This window comes from Nonomuraea sp. KM88, assembly GCF_052245635.1.
Classification (GTDB): Bacteria; Actinomycetota; Actinomycetes; order Streptosporangiales; family Streptosporangiaceae; genus Nonomuraea.
This window is the reverse complement of the sequence record NZ_JBQQCC010000004.1, coordinates 624,472-639,069: the sequence shown is the minus strand read 5'-3', so window position 1 is coordinate 639,069 and position 14,598 is coordinate 624,472. Positions and strand designations below refer to the sequence as shown.

13 protein-coding genes are annotated in these 14,598 nt (G+C 71.7%); 6 read left to right on the top strand and 7 right to left on the bottom strand.

All coding sequences use genetic code 11. The annotated features are described in order from the left end of the window. Positions 1 to 99 precede the first annotated feature (99 nt). Together ACTWPV_RS16420 and ACTWPV_RS16415 are read left to right on the top strand one after the other, a co-directional pair. Positions 100 to 720, top strand: a complete 621-nt coding sequence (locus tag ACTWPV_RS16420; RefSeq protein WP_165975053.1) for a TetR/AcrR family transcriptional regulator — start codon at positions 100 to 102, stop codon at positions 718 to 720. Between the two features lie 89 nt (positions 721 to 809). Continuing rightward, on the top strand, positions 810 to 1,040 hold the full coding sequence (locus ACTWPV_RS16415; RefSeq protein ID WP_347623185.1) for a DUF3107 domain-containing protein: 231 nt from the start codon (positions 810 to 812) through the stop codon (positions 1,038 to 1,040). 350 nt (positions 1,041 to 1,390) lie between these two features. On the opposite strand, the gene ACTWPV_RS16410 is transcribed toward ACTWPV_RS16415, so the two are convergent. Beyond that, entirely contained in the window at positions 1,391 to 2,035 is a 645-nt protein-coding gene (locus ACTWPV_RS16410) for a ferritin-like fold-containing protein (protein ID WP_347646406.1), read from the bottom strand. Between the two features lie 353 nt (positions 2,036 to 2,388). On the opposite strand from ACTWPV_RS16410, the gene ACTWPV_RS16405 reads away from it, so the two are divergent. The 3 genes from ACTWPV_RS16405 to ACTWPV_RS16395 all read left to right on the top strand — a co-directional run bounded on the left by ACTWPV_RS16405 (position 2,389) and on the right by ACTWPV_RS16395 (position 6,424). Next, positions 2,389 to 4,314 carry a DEAD/DEAH box helicase gene (locus tag ACTWPV_RS16405; RefSeq protein ID WP_443152402.1) on the top strand — a complete coding sequence of 642 codons (1,926 nt, stop codon included), beginning with the start codon at positions 2,389 to 2,391 and terminating at the stop codon, positions 4,312 to 4,314. A 294-nt stretch (positions 4,315 to 4,608) separates the two neighbouring features. Next, on the top strand, positions 4,609 to 5,499 hold the full coding sequence (locus ACTWPV_RS16400) for an alpha/beta fold hydrolase (protein ID WP_443152401.1): 891 nt from the start codon (positions 4,609 to 4,611) through the stop codon (positions 5,497 to 5,499). A 13-nt stretch (positions 5,500 to 5,512) separates the two neighbouring features. Beyond that, on the top strand, positions 5,513 to 6,424 hold the full coding sequence (locus ACTWPV_RS16395; protein ID WP_443152400.1) for an oxygenase MpaB family protein: 912 nt from the start codon (positions 5,513 to 5,515) through the stop codon (positions 6,422 to 6,424). Here the strand turns inward: ACTWPV_RS16395 and ACTWPV_RS16390 are convergent. Genes ACTWPV_RS16390 through ACTWPV_RS16375 form a run of 4 tightly spaced genes read right to left on the bottom strand, consistent with a single transcriptional unit; the run spans position 6,375 to position 9,963 of the window. Then, entirely contained in the window at positions 6,375 to 7,550 is a 1,176-nt protein-coding gene (locus tag ACTWPV_RS16390; RefSeq protein WP_443152399.1) for an MFS transporter, read from the bottom strand. The genes ACTWPV_RS16395 and ACTWPV_RS16390 overlap by 50 nt on opposite strands. Before the next feature lie 42 nt (positions 7,551 to 7,592). Further along, positions 7,593 to 8,510: a RecB family exonuclease gene (locus tag ACTWPV_RS16385; protein WP_347646401.1), complete on the bottom strand. Its 918-nt coding sequence runs from the start codon at positions 8,508 to 8,510 to the stop codon at positions 7,593 to 7,595. Between the two features lie 54 nt (positions 8,511 to 8,564). Further along, entirely contained in the window at positions 8,565 to 9,284 is a 720-nt protein-coding gene (locus ACTWPV_RS16380) for an MBL fold metallo-hydrolase (protein ID WP_347646399.1), read from the bottom strand. A 52-nt stretch (positions 9,285 to 9,336) separates the two neighbouring features. Next, complete coding sequence (locus ACTWPV_RS16375) at positions 9,337 to 9,963, bottom strand: DUF6758 family protein (RefSeq protein ID WP_443152398.1); 627 nt, start codon at positions 9,961 to 9,963, stop codon at positions 9,337 to 9,339. Between the two features lie 74 nt (positions 9,964 to 10,037). Between ACTWPV_RS16375 and ACTWPV_RS16370 the strand changes: the two genes are divergently transcribed. Then, positions 10,038 to 10,433 carry an NUDIX hydrolase gene (locus ACTWPV_RS16370; protein ID WP_443152397.1) on the top strand — a complete coding sequence of 132 codons (396 nt, stop codon included), beginning with the start codon at positions 10,038 to 10,040 and terminating at the stop codon, positions 10,431 to 10,433. Positions 10,434 to 10,440: 7 nt separating this feature from the next. On the opposite strand, the gene ACTWPV_RS16365 is transcribed toward ACTWPV_RS16370, so the two are convergent. Together ACTWPV_RS16365 and ACTWPV_RS16360 are read right to left on the bottom strand one after the other, a co-directional pair. Then, positions 10,441 to 13,389: a hypothetical protein gene (locus ACTWPV_RS16365; protein ID WP_443152396.1), complete on the bottom strand. Its 2,949-nt coding sequence runs from the start codon at positions 13,387 to 13,389 to the stop codon at positions 10,441 to 10,443. 140 nt (positions 13,390 to 13,529) lie between these two features. Further along, positions 13,530 to 14,516 carry a lysostaphin resistance A-like protein gene (locus ACTWPV_RS16360; protein ID WP_443152395.1) on the bottom strand — a complete coding sequence of 329 codons (987 nt, stop codon included), beginning with the start codon at positions 14,514 to 14,516 and terminating at the stop codon, positions 13,530 to 13,532. Positions 14,517 to 14,598 lie beyond the last annotated feature (82 nt).

Below are 14,598 nucleotides of genomic sequence, written 5' to 3'. Positions count from 1 at the left end.
GTGCGATGGCGGCTCGTCTGTGACCGTTGTCACCGAGGGCCCGTTGACGCGCCCGTAGGATGTCCGCACAGCCCCGCTGAGAGACCTATGGAGACCCGCGTGACCGCAACCCCGGACGCGAAGCCCCGGGGCACCCGGCTGCCCCGACTCGCCCGACGCCGGCAGCTGCTGAGCGCCGCGCAGGAAGTGTTCGTCGAGAACGGCTACCACGCGGCCGCCATGGACGAGATCGCCGACCGGGCAGGCGTCAGCAAGCCGGTGCTCTACCAGCACTTCCCCGGCAAGCTCGAGCTCTATCTGGCGCTGCTCGACCTCCACGTCGACGACATGGTCAACCGCTGCCGCGAGGCGCTGGCCTCCACTCAGGAGAACAAACTGCGCGTGCAGGCCACGTTCAGCGCGTTCTTCGACTTCGTCTCCACCCAGGGCGAGGCGTTCCGCCTGGTCTTCGAGTCCGATCTGCGCAACGTCGCGCCGGTGCGGCAGCGGGTGGAGCGGTCGCTGCGCGAGTGCGCCGAGATGGTCAGCGCGGTCATCCAGGAGGACACCGGGTGCACCAGCGACGAGGCGCACCTGCTCGGCGTCGGCCTGGTCGGCATGGCGGAGGTGAGCGCCCGCTACTGGGTCACCACGCAGGGCTCGATCCCGAAGGACGCGGCCGAGCAGCTCATGGCTCGGCTCGCCTGGCGCGGCATCAGCGGTTTTCCGCGTACGGCATAACCCGTTCGCTGGGCGCGATCGCCGGCGGTGCTCGCCGGGACGAGCGGTCACCATTGGGGTGAGCCAGCCCCGTCGACTAGGGAGCCAGGATGGAAATCAAGATCGGCGTGCGTTCCGTGCACCGCGAGCTCGTTGTCGAGACCGACCTCACCGCAGAGCAGGTGGAGGAGGAGATCAGAAACGCACTGTCGGTCGAGCGCGGCGTGTTCGCCCTGACCGACGTCAAGGGCAGGCGCATCGTCGTGCCGGTCGCATCGCTCGGGTTCATCGAGATCGGTGAGGACGAGTCGCGGCCGGTCGGGTTCGGCGGCACGCTCTAAAGGCTTGTGAGCGGGGTGCGGCGCACGCGCCGTGCCCCGCCTCCCCCTCACCCACGTGCGCGGCTCCGCCATGCCCGCACCGGTTTCTCCTGGCTCGGCTCCCGGCTCAGCCCTGCGCGGGCGGCTTGCCGATCAGGCAACCCCGGGGCCTGCGCGGCCGGGGCACGGCATCTCGCCTGGGCTCCGTGGCCGGGCAGGCCGCGCTCTGTCTCCGCAGCACCGCCCGCGGTGTCCAGCGGGCCGGCTCACATCTCGTCAAGATACTGCCGTAGCGGCGCGAGGCCCTCATGTCTGGCACGGTACAACCGTTGCGTGCCCTTGCGCCGCCTTATGCGGGCAACGCGCCTGCCTCAGATGCCCATGGCCGCCATACGCTTGTTGTGCGCCTCGGTCAACTTCGCGAAAAGTCGGGATATATCCGTTTGGCCCTCGCCGGCCGACTCCATCAACAGCAGCGCCAGCTCCGGCCGGGCCGAGGCCACCTGCTGGCCCTGGCTGAGCGCCTCGCCGACGAGCCGCCGCGCCCACAACGCCAGCCGCCCGCTCGCCGCCGGGTCCGCCTGGATGCCCGCCCGCACCCCTTCGACCGCGAACTTCGACCGGCCCTCGTCCACCAGCACCTCGTCGACCAGCTTGGCGATCGACGGGTCGAGGTGCCTGGCCGCCTCCCGGTAGAAGTCGAGCGCGATGCCGTCTCCCACATACGTCTTGACCAGCGCCTGCAGCCAGTCGGCCGGCCTGGTCTGCGCGTGCCAGGCGTCCAGCGCCGCGACGAACGGCGTCATCGCCTCGGCGGGATCGGCGCCCAGTTCGGCGAGCCGGTCGCGCAGCAGGCGGAAGTGGGCGAATTCGGTGACGGCCAGCTCGCTGAGCGCCGCCCGGTCGGCGAGAGAGGGCGCAAGAGACGCGGCGTCCTCGGTCATCCGCGCGTGGGCGCTCAACTCCGCGTAGGCCAGCACACCGAGCAGGTCGACGACTCCAGGAGACTCCTTCATAACAAGGCAGCGTACTGGGGGGAATCTTCGGGAACATACGTAAGCTCGGTCAGCGTTGTGGTATCGAGTACACTGCTCTGTGAAAGTGCGACCGCACTGTGTAAATTCGGGGGGTTTCCCTCGATTGACCCCCGTTCCCCGGGTGCGCGGTCGCTGATGACGCGAGAGGGCTGGCTCTACCGCGCGGACCCACGACACGGGGGCTGTTTTCCGCCCGTCGGTCCCGGCAGGCCCGCCTTCATTTGAGACTGAGGCAGGCCACGCTGACGACTTTCCGAGACCTCGGAGTCACACCAGAGATCGCCGATGCCCTTGAGACCGAGGGCATCGTCGCACCGTTTCCCATCCAGGAAATGGCACTCCCGCTCGCACTGAGCGGCCAGGACCTCATCGGTCAGGCACGCACGGGCACGGGAAAGACCTACGCGTTCGGCATCGCCATGCTGCAAGGCATCGGCAAGCCGCGCAAAAACCGCAAGAAGCCGCGCGGGCTGGTCGTCGTACCGACCCGCGAGCTGGCCGTCCAGGTCAGCGAAGACCTCGTCACCGCCGCGGGCAAGCTCGGTTCCCGGGTTCTGACCGTTTACGGTGGGCGGGCGTACGAGCCGCAGATCGAGGCGCTCAAGGCCGGGGTCGACGTCATCGTCGGCACCCCCGGCCGCCTGCTCGACCTGGTCAAGCAGAAGCATCTCGACCTGAGCCAGGTCACCACCCTCGTCCTCGACGAGGCCGACCGGATGCTCGACCTCGGCTTCCTGCCCGACATCGAACGGATCTTCAAGCTGATCCCGGCGCAGCGGCAGACGATGTTGTTCTCGGCCACCATGCCGGGCGAGATCGTCGCGCTGTCGCGCAAATACCTCAACCGCCCGACACACGTACGCGCGGAGCTCGAAAGCGGCGAGGGCGAGACCACGCCGCTCACCCGCCAGCTCGTGTGGCGTGTCCACCGCATGGACAAGATCGAGATCCTCGGCCGGCTGCTGCAGGCCGAGGGCCGCGGGCTCACCATGGTCTTCTGCGAGACCAAGCGAGCCTGCGACATGGTCGCCGAGCAGCTCGACACCCGCGGCTTCGCGGTCGCGGCCGTGCACGGCGACCTCGGTCAGGGCCAGCGCGAACAGGCGCTGCGGGCGTTCCGCAACGGCAAGATCGACGTGCTGGTGGCCACCGACGTGGCCGCCCGCGGCATCGACATCGACGACGTCACCCACGTGGTCAACTACGACTGCCCCACCGACGACAAGACCTACGTGCACCGCATCGGCCGCACCGGCCGGGCCGGGCGCACGGGCATCTCGGTCACGTTCGTGGAGTGGGAGGAGCTGACCCGCTGGAAGATGATCAACCAGATGCTCGGGCTCGACTTCGCCGAACCCGAGGAGACCTACTCCACCTCGCCGCACGTCTACACCGAGCTCGACATCCCCGAGGGCACCAAGGGCGTCCTGCCGCACGCGAGCCGCTCGCGCGCGGGGCTGTCCGCGGAGCGCATCGAGGACCTCGGTGAGACCGGCAGGATCCGCGGGCGCGGCGGCCGCCGCCGCGACGAGCGCGAGGAGCGCCCCGCCCGCACGCCGCGCCAGCGCCGCCGCACCCGCGGCGGCAGGGAGCTGGCGGAGACCGCACCCGCCGAGACGACGGAGGTCGAGCCCGTGAAGGCCAAGACGGAGGAGACTCCCGCCATCTTCTCGCCGGACGAGATCCAGGCCGCCGAGCCGAAGCGGAGCCGCACCCGCAGGGGGGCGGCGTCCACGGCGATCGAGCAGGCGCTGGCCGATTCGCCGGAGGCGCCGGCGAAGCCCACCCGCTCACGCCGGTCCGCCAAGCCCGAGGCCGACGCCGGGCCCATCACCGGGCCCATCACCGGGCCCATCACCGGGCCCGACACCGGTGCCGGCACCCGCTCGAAGCGCGACGCCGGAGCCGAGTCAGCGCCGGTCGCTCCCGCCGCGCCTGTCAGCGAGCCCATCACCGGGCCCACTACCGGGCCCACTACCGGGCCCACTACCGCACCCGCTACTGGGCCCGCCTCCGGGCCCGAGCCGGTGACGCCGGCCGCGGGCGAGCCGAGCTTCCTGTCGACGCCGCCGCCACCGGCGCGCAAGGAGCCCGACCGCATCATCCCGCCGAGCCCGTTCGCGGTGATCTTCCAGTCACCCGATCTGGCCACGGACGACGACGACATCGCCCCGTCCGCGGCGACCGAGCGCAAGCAGCAGCGGCGCCAGTCCCGTGGCGGCAACGGCGGTGGCGGCAACCGCCGCCGCACCAGCTGAGGAGGCGACGCGAGAGGCGCGCACCCCGAGCGGGTGCGCGCCTCTCGCATGCCGGGCGACGGGCCGTAAGGGCCCCTCATACGATGCCGCAGCGCACCGGCCCGATGACCCCGCCCACGTACGCAGGCGGCCCCAGGAGGCGCTCAGCGCCCGCCACGGGGGTCTGGGGGGCGTCCCAGGCCTCAGACGGGCGGGTTTCCCGCACCGCGCACAGCTCGTCTCTCCTGAGAACTCGCACCGGCGTCGTGGCCATGCCGGTGTCGAGGCGCTGACCTCTGGGTATTGTTGCCCCACGTGAGTACGCCGCGATTCCTCGACCTGCCGCCTGGCGTCGCATCACAGAAGATCGAAACGCCACAGGGCACGTTCGCGGTCCTGGAGGCGGTTCCGGTCAGTGGTGTGATCGAGCGCTGGCCCGCGCTGCTGGTCCCCGGCCTGACGGGCAGCAAGGAGGACTTCCTCGCGGTCCTGATGACGCTGGCCCAGTCGGGCCGCCGGGTGGTGGTCGTCGACCTGCGCGGCCAGTACGAAACGCCGGGCCCGGACGATCCCGGGGCCTACACGTGCGCCGCGCTCGGGTCCGACATCGACACGCTCGCCCAGGTCGTCGGCGGCGGCGAGCCCGTGCACCTGGTGGGCCACTCCTTCGGCGGCCTGGTGGCCAGGGAGGCAGTGATCGACGGGGTGACGAAGTTCGCGTCGTTCACGCTGATGAGCTCGGGTCCAGGCCCCATCGAGGGCCGGCGGGCGCGCAACGCCAGGACGATCACCGAGGAGGTGCCGGCGCTGGGCCTGGAACACCTGTGGCACCACAGGTTCGAGCCCGAGGCGCTGGCCGGCGACGTGTCCGACGACATCAGGGAGTTCCTGCACAGGCGCCTGATCAGCAACTCGCCGACCGGCCTGGCACGGATGGCCGAGCAGGTGCTGACCATGCGCGACCGCACCGATGAGCTGCGCCAGATCGAGGTGCCCACGCTCGTCCTGTACGGCGAGCACGACGACGGATGGCCGCCGGAGGCGCAGTCGGACATGGCGGCCAGGCTCGGAGCCGACTCCGTGGTCGTGCCGGGCGCGGTGCACTCCCCCGCCGTGGAGGCGCCGGAGACGACGGCGGCGGCGCTGGTGAGGTTCTGGAATTCGGCCGAGAAACATTACTTGGACACAAGGTCCACTGCCGTGTAATCCTGCGTTCACCATGAGGGGCATCGAAAACATCGTCGTCCAGCCGCCGCAGAGCGCGACGTGGCAGGTGCATCTCGACCGCTCGATGTGGGTCGGCGGCGTACGTGGGCTCATGTTGCAGGCGCTGCACCCGCTGGCGATGCGCGGCGTCTGGCAGAACTCCACCTTCCAGGACGATCCTTTCGGCCGCCTGCGCCGCACCGCCGACTTCGTGGGCCGGGTGACGTTCGGCAGCCCGGAGGAGGCCGACGAGATCGGCCGGCGGGTGCGCGGCATCCACCGGGCCCTGCGCGTCCACGATCCCGACACCGGCGGGACGCACCGGGTCGACGACCCCGGGCTGCTGCTCTGGGTGCACTGCGCGGAGGTCTCGTCGTACCTCGAGGTGGCCAGGCGCGGCGGGCTCGGGCTGACCGAGCGGCAGGCCGACCGCTACCTGCGCGAGCAGCGCAAGAGCGCCACGTACGTCGGCCTGCATCTCGACGACGTGCCCAGCTCGTGCGCGGAGATGGACGCCTACTTCAAGCAGATGCGCCCCAGCCTGCGCGTGACGGAGGAGGCGGCCTCGACCGTGCGCTTCCTGATGTGGCCGCGGTTGCCGCGCGAGCTCAGGCTGCTATCCCCCGGCAAACCCGGCTACTTCCCCTTCGGCGCGCTCTGTTACTTCACGCTGCCCGACTGGGCCAGGCGCATGTACGGCGCGCTGCCCGAGGTGCCCGCGGCGGCCGTGACGGCCGGGCTCGTGGCGTTCAGACTGGCCATGAACGCGCTGCCCGAGCCCGTGCACGACCGTGCGTTCATGCCGGCCACGCGGCGGATGTTGCGGGCCTCCAGGGAGCGGCTCGGCGCCGCCGGCTACGACGTGAGCAGAGGGCTCAAGGGGCTGACCGATCCCCGCCGCTGGCCGAAGTCCCCGGCCGCCTGACGGGCGCGAGCACGCCCGCGACCAGCACCGCGGCTGACACGCCTGCCATGGCCCAGCCGCCCGTGTCCAGGCTCGCCCCGTCGAACAGCACGCCGAGCAGCGCGGACGCGGTCGCCGCACCCACGTAGCGGGACGCCTGGAAGAAACCCACCGCACTGCCCGTGTCGCGCCCGCCCGCGTGCACGAAGACCAGCGAGTTGAGCCCGAACTGGCTGAAGGCCGACGCCACGCCCAGCAGCGCCGCGACCACCGGCACCAGCATGACGGGGCCGACCGCGAGCATCGCGCAGGATCCCGCCACCAGCAGCGCGCCGCTCACCATCAGCACGGCCCGCATGCCGAGCCGGGCCGCCAGCGTCACCGCGACGGGGGTCGCGACGATCGCCAGCACGGACAGCGGCAGCACCAGCAGCCCGGCGACGTGCGCGGGCACGCCGCCGACTTGTTGCGCCCAGAGCGGCAGCGCGAGGAACGCCAGGTAGAAGACCACGTTGACGAGCGCGTACTGGCCGTAGGTGGCCAGCAGCCGCGGGTTCTGGCGCGGCAGCAGGGCCTGCCGTGCACCGTCTACGCGCACCTTGGGCAGCCACCGCAGGGCGGCGGCGAACGCGACCGCCGCGAGCGGCACGTTGACCAGGAAGATCGCCCGCCATCCCCATAAGGAGATCAGGAATCCGCCGAGCACGGGTCCGATGGCGGCGCTGGCGGTGAGCACCATCGAGATCATCGCGATGACGCGCGGCGGCGGCCTGCCGTCGGCGTCGGCCATCGCCGCCTGCACGATCACCATGCCCGCGGGCATGGTGGCGCAGCTGCCGAACGCCTGCAGGAGCCGCACCGCCACCAGGGCCGGGTAGGTGGGCACGAGCGCGGCCAGCACGCCGGTGACGGCCATCGTCACCAGCCCGGCGCAGAACACCAGTCTCGGCCCGAACCGGTCCGCCAGCGTTCCCATCAGCGGCGGCACCATGATGCCGATGAAGTAGAAGCCCCCGGCCAGCCAGGTGACGGCGGCGATCCCGACGTCGAACTCGGCCTCGATGCCGGCCAGGGCGACCGCGATCATCGATGAGTTCAGCGGGTTGAACAGCGAGCCCAGCGCCACCGCGGCCGGTAACCGCTCCACGCCCTTCACGGTCCGGCCCTCGCCGCCAGGGGGTGAGCCCGGCTAGTCGGCAAGCCCGTCCCAGGGGCGGCGCTCCGGCCCTGCGGCCTGCCCTTCGGGGCAGTGGCGGCGGAAGTCGCACCAGGAGCAGATGGGGCCGGGGGCAGGCGCGAACAGCTCGTCGACCTCCGCCGGCACGGCGGCGGGTCCGACGGGTGGCCTGGTGGACGGCCGCTCGCCTGGCGGGGCCGCGGGTTTGCGCGCGGGCGCCGCCACGAGCTCGCGGTAGCGTTCGTCGGCCTCGGCGGCCTCGGTCGCGACCTCCTCCGCGCGCCGCAGGTGGCGGGTGAGCGACTCGTCGGTGTGCCGCCACTGGACGATCTCGCCGGTCGGCAGGTGGTGGAGCTCGACGGTGCGGCAGGGCGTGCGCATCATCGTGGAGGCGGCGATGGCGTAGGCGGCCAGGGCGAGCGAGGAACGGGCGTCGTCCTGCGTGAGCGGGCGGCGGCCGGTTTTGTAGTCGACCACGACCAGCTCGTCGCCGCGCCGGTCGAGCCGGTCGATGCGGCCGGACAGGGCGACGACCTTGGTGCGGGTGGCGACCGTGCGCTCGACGCCGACCGGATCGTCAGCAGGATCTAAAGTCGCGACATATCCGGACACGAGGTCGCGAGCGCGGCCCAGCCACCGGCCCGACTGCTCGGCGTCCTTGAACCCCTCGGTGATCCACCCGTTCGTGACGAGGACGGCCGCCGTCAGCGGGGTCCTGCGTTCGTACGGCTCCCGCCACCAGCCCGCCAGCGCGTTGTGCACGCTCGCCCCGACGCTGTTGTGCGCCCAGGCGGGGCCCTTTGACGGCTGCGGCCGGTCGAGATAGGTGAACCGGTAGCGGCGGCGGCAGTCGAGCCAGGTGTTCAGCCGCGACGGCGTGCAGGAGTAGAGCCGCCGCGGCATCCCTTCCAGCGGAAGCTGCGTGTTCATCCGCCCTCACCCCGCGAGGCGGCCGGACGGGACCCGCCCACCCTGCTCATGGCCTCACTCGTCGCCGGGTCCGAGGCGGATGCCGGAGATCTTGGTGCCGTCGGTGAGCGGGCCGTCGTCGTCGGCGGGCTCGGTGTCGACGCGGGTCAGCGACCCGGACACCCAGTCGTCGAAGTGCGGCTCCAGGTCGCCGACCGTGACCTCGTCGCCGTGGACGGCCAGCACCCGCGTCTCGCCGGGCAGCGTGAACAGCCGCCCGCCGATCGAGGTCAGCTGGTCGGCCAGGGCGGGATATTCGCCGCCCAGCTTGCCGGGGCCGTCGGCCTGCAGGGCCTTGCCGGTGAACACGGCACCGAGCCCTTCGCAGTAGAGCGACACGCCGCCGGGCGTGACGCCAGGCGTCTCCATGACGTCGAGCTGGACGTCGGCCACCTCGAAGACGCCGTCGTCCTCCATGTCGATGTCGGGCCAGGTCTCCGACCAGGTCTCCCGCCACAGCGGCTTGTCCTTGGGATGCAGGGCGACCACGGCCTCGTCTCTGCTGGCCACCTCGATGGCGGCGCCGACGTGGTCGGGCAGGCCCGCCGTGCAGATGACGGCCAGCACCTCACGCTCGCCCACCTGCTCAAGGATCTTGTCGGCGTCACGCGCCGCGTCGATGACGATCACTTCGTCGTCGTCACCCACGATCCAGGTGTTGTTCTCGACCTTGTGCTCGGTGCCGTCGATGTCGACGACGCCCTCGGTCACCACTCGCTCGATACGCGCTGTCACGCCTCCGAACTCTAGCCCGTCTACACGAGAGCGCGAATCGCCGTCGCCCGTCCTACTCCTCGAGCCGGGGAGAGAACGCACCGAAAGGGACATCCAGGTCGTGATCCCGCGCGTCGATCAGCGACAGCTCGGTCAGCGCGATGAGGCAGCCGGCGTCGGCCGGCCAGGCGATCGTCCACAACCAGTTGCCGAGCGCCTCGCCGGCGTAGACCGCCCGGTCGGCCTGCCCGTTCACGCACCACATGGCGGTGGGATGGCCGAGCACCTGGATCTTGGCGTTCGGCGGGCCGGCGTCGAACCCCGAGCCCGGGTCGGGGCCGTCGAGGCCGGCGAACGCCGCGCCCAGCCCGATGCCCGGCTCCTCCGCGATCACGAGCAGGTCGGCGGGCCCTCCCATGAGCGACGGCCCGCTCAGCGCGACCACGCTGGCGCGACCGCCGGTGCGCTGGTCGCCCACCTCGCCGAAACCGGTCACCAGCCAGCCGGCCGGCAACGGCCATGGCAGCCACACGGGAACCACGGAGCTCTTGCGGATCGCCTCCAGCGCCGTGCTGGTCGGCGGCCATGGAGGCTGATAGGGCAGGACATCCCCGTGCGTGTCGCATCGATACGCACTCGACCAGGCGCTCGGCTCGTGAAGCCGGCCAGAACATCGTGGGCAGGTTGCAGCCGCTCTCACAGCTACCCACGGTGCTTCCTTCTGCGGCGTTGCGTCAAGGGCGGTTCTCGTTATCTCGTCGTAATCTTGGTCATGTGCGCGTAAATTGTATTGGGGCGATAGTTTTTGATGCCTTTGACCGAATTCTCCTTGTGCAGCGGGGGCATCCGCCCGGCATGGGCCTGTGGTCCATCCCCGGCGGCAGGCTGGAGCCCGGCGAGACCGACGCCGCGGGACTGCGGCGCGAGGTCCTGGAGGAGACAGGGCTGCACGTGGAGGTGGGCCGCCTGGCCGGCACGGTTGAGCGCCCCGGACCCGGCGGGGTCACGTACGTGATCCGCGACTATCTCGCGGCCGTCACCGGCGGAACCCCCGCGGCCGGTGACGACGCCGCGGACGTGCGGTGGTGCGGCATGGACGAGCTGGCCCGGCTGCCGCTCACCGAAGGACTGCTCGACACGCTGACGGGCTGGGGCGTGTTGCCGCGCTAGCCGGCTCCTACCTGCTGGCGGACAGGCTGGAGGTCCACAGGATCAGATGGTCGGCGTTGTACGTCGTCGACCGGCCGAGGGCCACCACCTCCGCCCCTGAGGCGTCGACACGCGAGACCGCCACCGCCGACAACCACTGCATGCCCTGCCCCGCCAGCCTGTCCTTCGTCAGCTCCATCCGGTTCCACGACAACCCGTCCTGCGAGGTCCAGGCCGCGCTGTCGCCCTCACCGGGCGCGCCGTGCCAGCCGACCGCCACTAGGCCCTCATCGGCCGCCGCCAGGTCATAGACCGCCGCCGCCTGCTTCGCGGGCAGCCAGGCCGTACGCCACGTGGCGCCGTCGTCGTCGGAGGCGGCCGCGAACGCCCGCCGCGCGCCGTCCACCAGCGCCGTGCCGATCGCCACCAGCTTGCCCTGGTACGCCGTGACCCGCCGCAGCCCCGCCGAGGTGGCGCCGGGCGGGGACACCGCGTCGCGAGCGGTCCAGTTGACGCCGTCGTCGGAGTGCCACACGACGGTGTTCTCCTGCTCGGCGGCGCCCGAGCCGCCCACAGCCACGAAGCCGTCGGAACTGGCGACCGCGTCGTGGACCCGCACGCCGGAGCCGCCGTGCGGCAACTTCTCCGATCTGGTGAACTTGCGCAGGTCAGGGGTGAACCAGATGGCCGTGCTCGACGCGCCCGCCTGGTCCTTGGACTCGCCCACCAGGACGTACCCCTGCTTGCCTGCCGTCACCACGTGCGTCGTCAGCGAGGGGTGGTCCTTGTCGCGGGCCAGGTCGCCGGAGACGTCGAGCCTCTTCCAGCTCTCGCCGTCGGCGGAGGTGACGAGGAGGGGGTCGGTGACGGCCACGTTCGTCTCGGTGGCGCCGACCGCCAGCCAGCCCCGCTCCCCATGCGTGACGTCCTCCAGCGACTGCCTGCCCGGCCCGCCGAGGCTCATCGACTTCCAGCTCTGCCAGTTCTTGATCGTCCACAGGCCGGCGTCGCCGGACGCCGAGCCGACGGCGACGTACCTGCCGGAGAAGCTGGCCAGCGCGGTCGTCTCGCGCGCGATCCGCGACAGGCCCTCGACCTCGCCGAGCTTGACGCGCGCCGCCGCACCGCGCGGAGGCGCGGCCATGAGCACGAGCTGGTTGTCGACGTCGGACGCCGCCTGGTCGCCGCCGGCGAACAGGGTGCCGCTGTCGGAGATCGTGAACCCGCGCAGGGTCGCGCCCCGCAGGTCCGCGAAGTCGGCCCGCTTGTCCCAGTCGCGGGCGTTCGTACTCGTCAGCACGGTGTACCTGCCGAGGCCGGCCTGCGTGATCGCCGCGACGCCGGACTTGTGGGAGATCAGCGACTCCACGCCCGGGCTCTCGCCGCTCAGGCCGCCGATGGTGCCGCACTGCTTCCACTGCGCCCCTGTCGGCGAGCAGTAGACGCGTACGTCACCCGTGACCGTGCGCTGCCGCGTCGGCACCAGGACGAACTGCTTGGGCAGCAGGCCCAGCGTCCCGGTGCGCGGCACGGCCTCGGGGAGCTGGAAGCCGGTCGCCTGCCAGTGACGGCCGCCGTCAGCCGAGCGCAGCACCCGCGATCCCTCGCCGACCGCGGGTTGCCCGACGGCCACGACGATGTCGCCCCTGGCCACCACGGCTCTGATCTCGCCCACTTCCAGCCCTCTGGTCTCGACGCGCTCCCACCTGGCGCCGTCGTCCGAGCGCCAGGCCGCGGGCCCGGACCCGCCGTCCTCCCCCGTCGTACGCCCCACCGCGACGAACCCCGAGGCCGTCCGCGCGATGTCGTGAATGTGGTCACCGGCCCGGAACGCGGCCCCGCCCGGCTGCTCCACGGCCGTCCAGCTGAACCCGTCGGTGCTGGTCCACAGGCCGCGCTCGCCCGCCAGGCCGTCGCCGCCGCTGGCCAGCCACCGCCCGTCGCCGCCGACAACCCGCTGGACCGTGGGCGAGGAGACGCCGTTCACCTGCCCGAGCTGCCAGGTCTTGCCTCCGTCCGGCGAGAACAGGAACAGCGGGCGCGGCGTGGGGCTCGTCGTGTCGCTGCCGACCGCCACCACCGCCCGGCCCGCCGAGGCCATGTCGTTGAGCTTCTGGTTGACGCCGTCGCCCGCGGCGGGCACGGTGAACAACTCGTCGCCCGAACGCCCGGTGCCCGCCTCCAGGCGCAGGCCGGGGGCCTCGTCGCCGCTCCACTGCCACACGAGCACGCCGGCGGCCACCAGGACCGCCGCGGCCACTGACAGGACGATGGGGGTCGCCCTGCTGCCGCGGCGCATGGGGCCCGCCCTGCGGACGGCGGCCGGCGCCGGGCCCTTGTGGTGCCTGCCGCTCGACCCCTGCGGGCGGGGCGGTCCGGTGGCGACCAGGAGGTCGGGGCGTGTGGGACGTCCCGACGGCGGCCGTCCGACGCGCCGCACCTCCGGCTCGCCCTCCTCCGGGTGCTCCTCCCGCGGCTCGGGCACCGGCTCGGCGTCGGAGGGCTCCTCGACGGGGTAGACCCGGACGTACGGGGGGATGCGGGTGCCCTGGAACGCCTCCGCCTCCTCCTCGACGGCGTCCGGCTCCGGTTCGGGGGGCGGGCCGCCCGCCACGAGCTTGTCGGGGCGGTTGACGACGCGGCGTGGGCGGCGGCGCGGCTCCACCTCGGAATCCACCGTCGGCGAGCTGTACGGCCGGCGCCCCTTGGGCGGTTCCTGCGGCTCGTCCTCCGGGACGGGAGCGGCGAACGGCGGCATGTCCCACGGTGATGCCAGCGGTAATCCCCTGGCCCGGTCGTCGGTGGGCCCCGGCGGCGCATGGCTGATCCTGGGCTCTTCAGAAGATTGCGGTTCCGACGCCCCCTCAGAACGCGGGTCGTCGTCACCCGGCGGTCGCCGTGGCGGTTCGCTGGGGCCGGAGGCCACGCGCCGTACCTCCTCGTCGAACGTGTCGTACGGGTGGAACTCGTCGATCAATCGGGTCGTGTCCGGGCATGGGAACGGTCGAAACGACTACCTCCGGGAAATCCTCGCCGTCCCCACAGGATCCAGACCAGCATGACTCGGCCGGAATAGCGAGACCTCTCTAGCGAGATTCCCGGCACCCCGTGCCTGATTTATCCAGAAACAGTGCTTATTGACCGCTTTTTGGCTAGATACAACACACCGCCCGCGTAAACCGCGAGCTGCACCCCGGTACCCAGCAGCGCCTGCCAGGGCACCGGCACGTTCGGCTGGTCGAGGGCCTCCTCCAGGCTGCCGGCCGCCGCGCTCAGCCCGAAGGCGAGCACGTTGTTCATGACGTGCAACCCGATCGCCGCCTCCAGACCCCCCGTCCGCACCGTCAGCCATCCCATCACCGCCCCGAACACGAACACGTCGACCAGCCCGGCCGGCTGATACCCGTGCAACGACGCGAACAACGCCGCCCCGATGAGGATCGACCAGATCGGATTGCGCACATGCGCGCCCACCGCCTGCACGAACCAGCCGCGGAAGACGTACTCCTCGGCGGCCGCCTGGAAGGGCACCAGCAGCACGATCACGATCAACGCCGGCAGGAAACCCTCCCAACCGGCCCAGCCGAACATCTCGCTGCTCTCGCCCGAGGCCGACATGACCAGCAACTGCGTGCCCTGGCCGGCCGCCAGCGCCAGGACCGCCAGCCCCGCGCAGCGCGCCATCCAGGACCAGCGCAGCCGCCCGGTCACGGACGAGACCGTGCCGGGGCGGCGGCGCTGGATGAGCGCCACCGTGCCGAGCACGAGCAGGATCATCGGCGCGAGCGACAGCAGCAGGACCACCAGAGCGAACTCCGGATTGCCGGAGAGCTGCCCGCTGGGCTCGATCGTGAACGGGATGCCGGCCAGCAGCGACACCAGCATGCCCGCGAACACCACCACCAGGCCGAGCGTGAAGAACCCCGCGGCGATGGTGAGCGTCCCGACGATCGCCCGCCACGGATGGGACGCGGCGGTCCTGGCCATGTGGTCGTAGCGGGCCCCACGCGGTGGCGGCAGGAACCAGGGCTGGCGTCGGGGCGGGTACGGGTAGCCCGGCGGCGGCGCGCCGTACGGGAACTGTGGCCCTGGGTTTTCCTGCATCCATCCATTCTGTCCGCTTGGTGAGCATTAGTTCACAGACGGCGCGCTCTTTTAGGCGGATGCTCGGGATCGTAGGCATTCG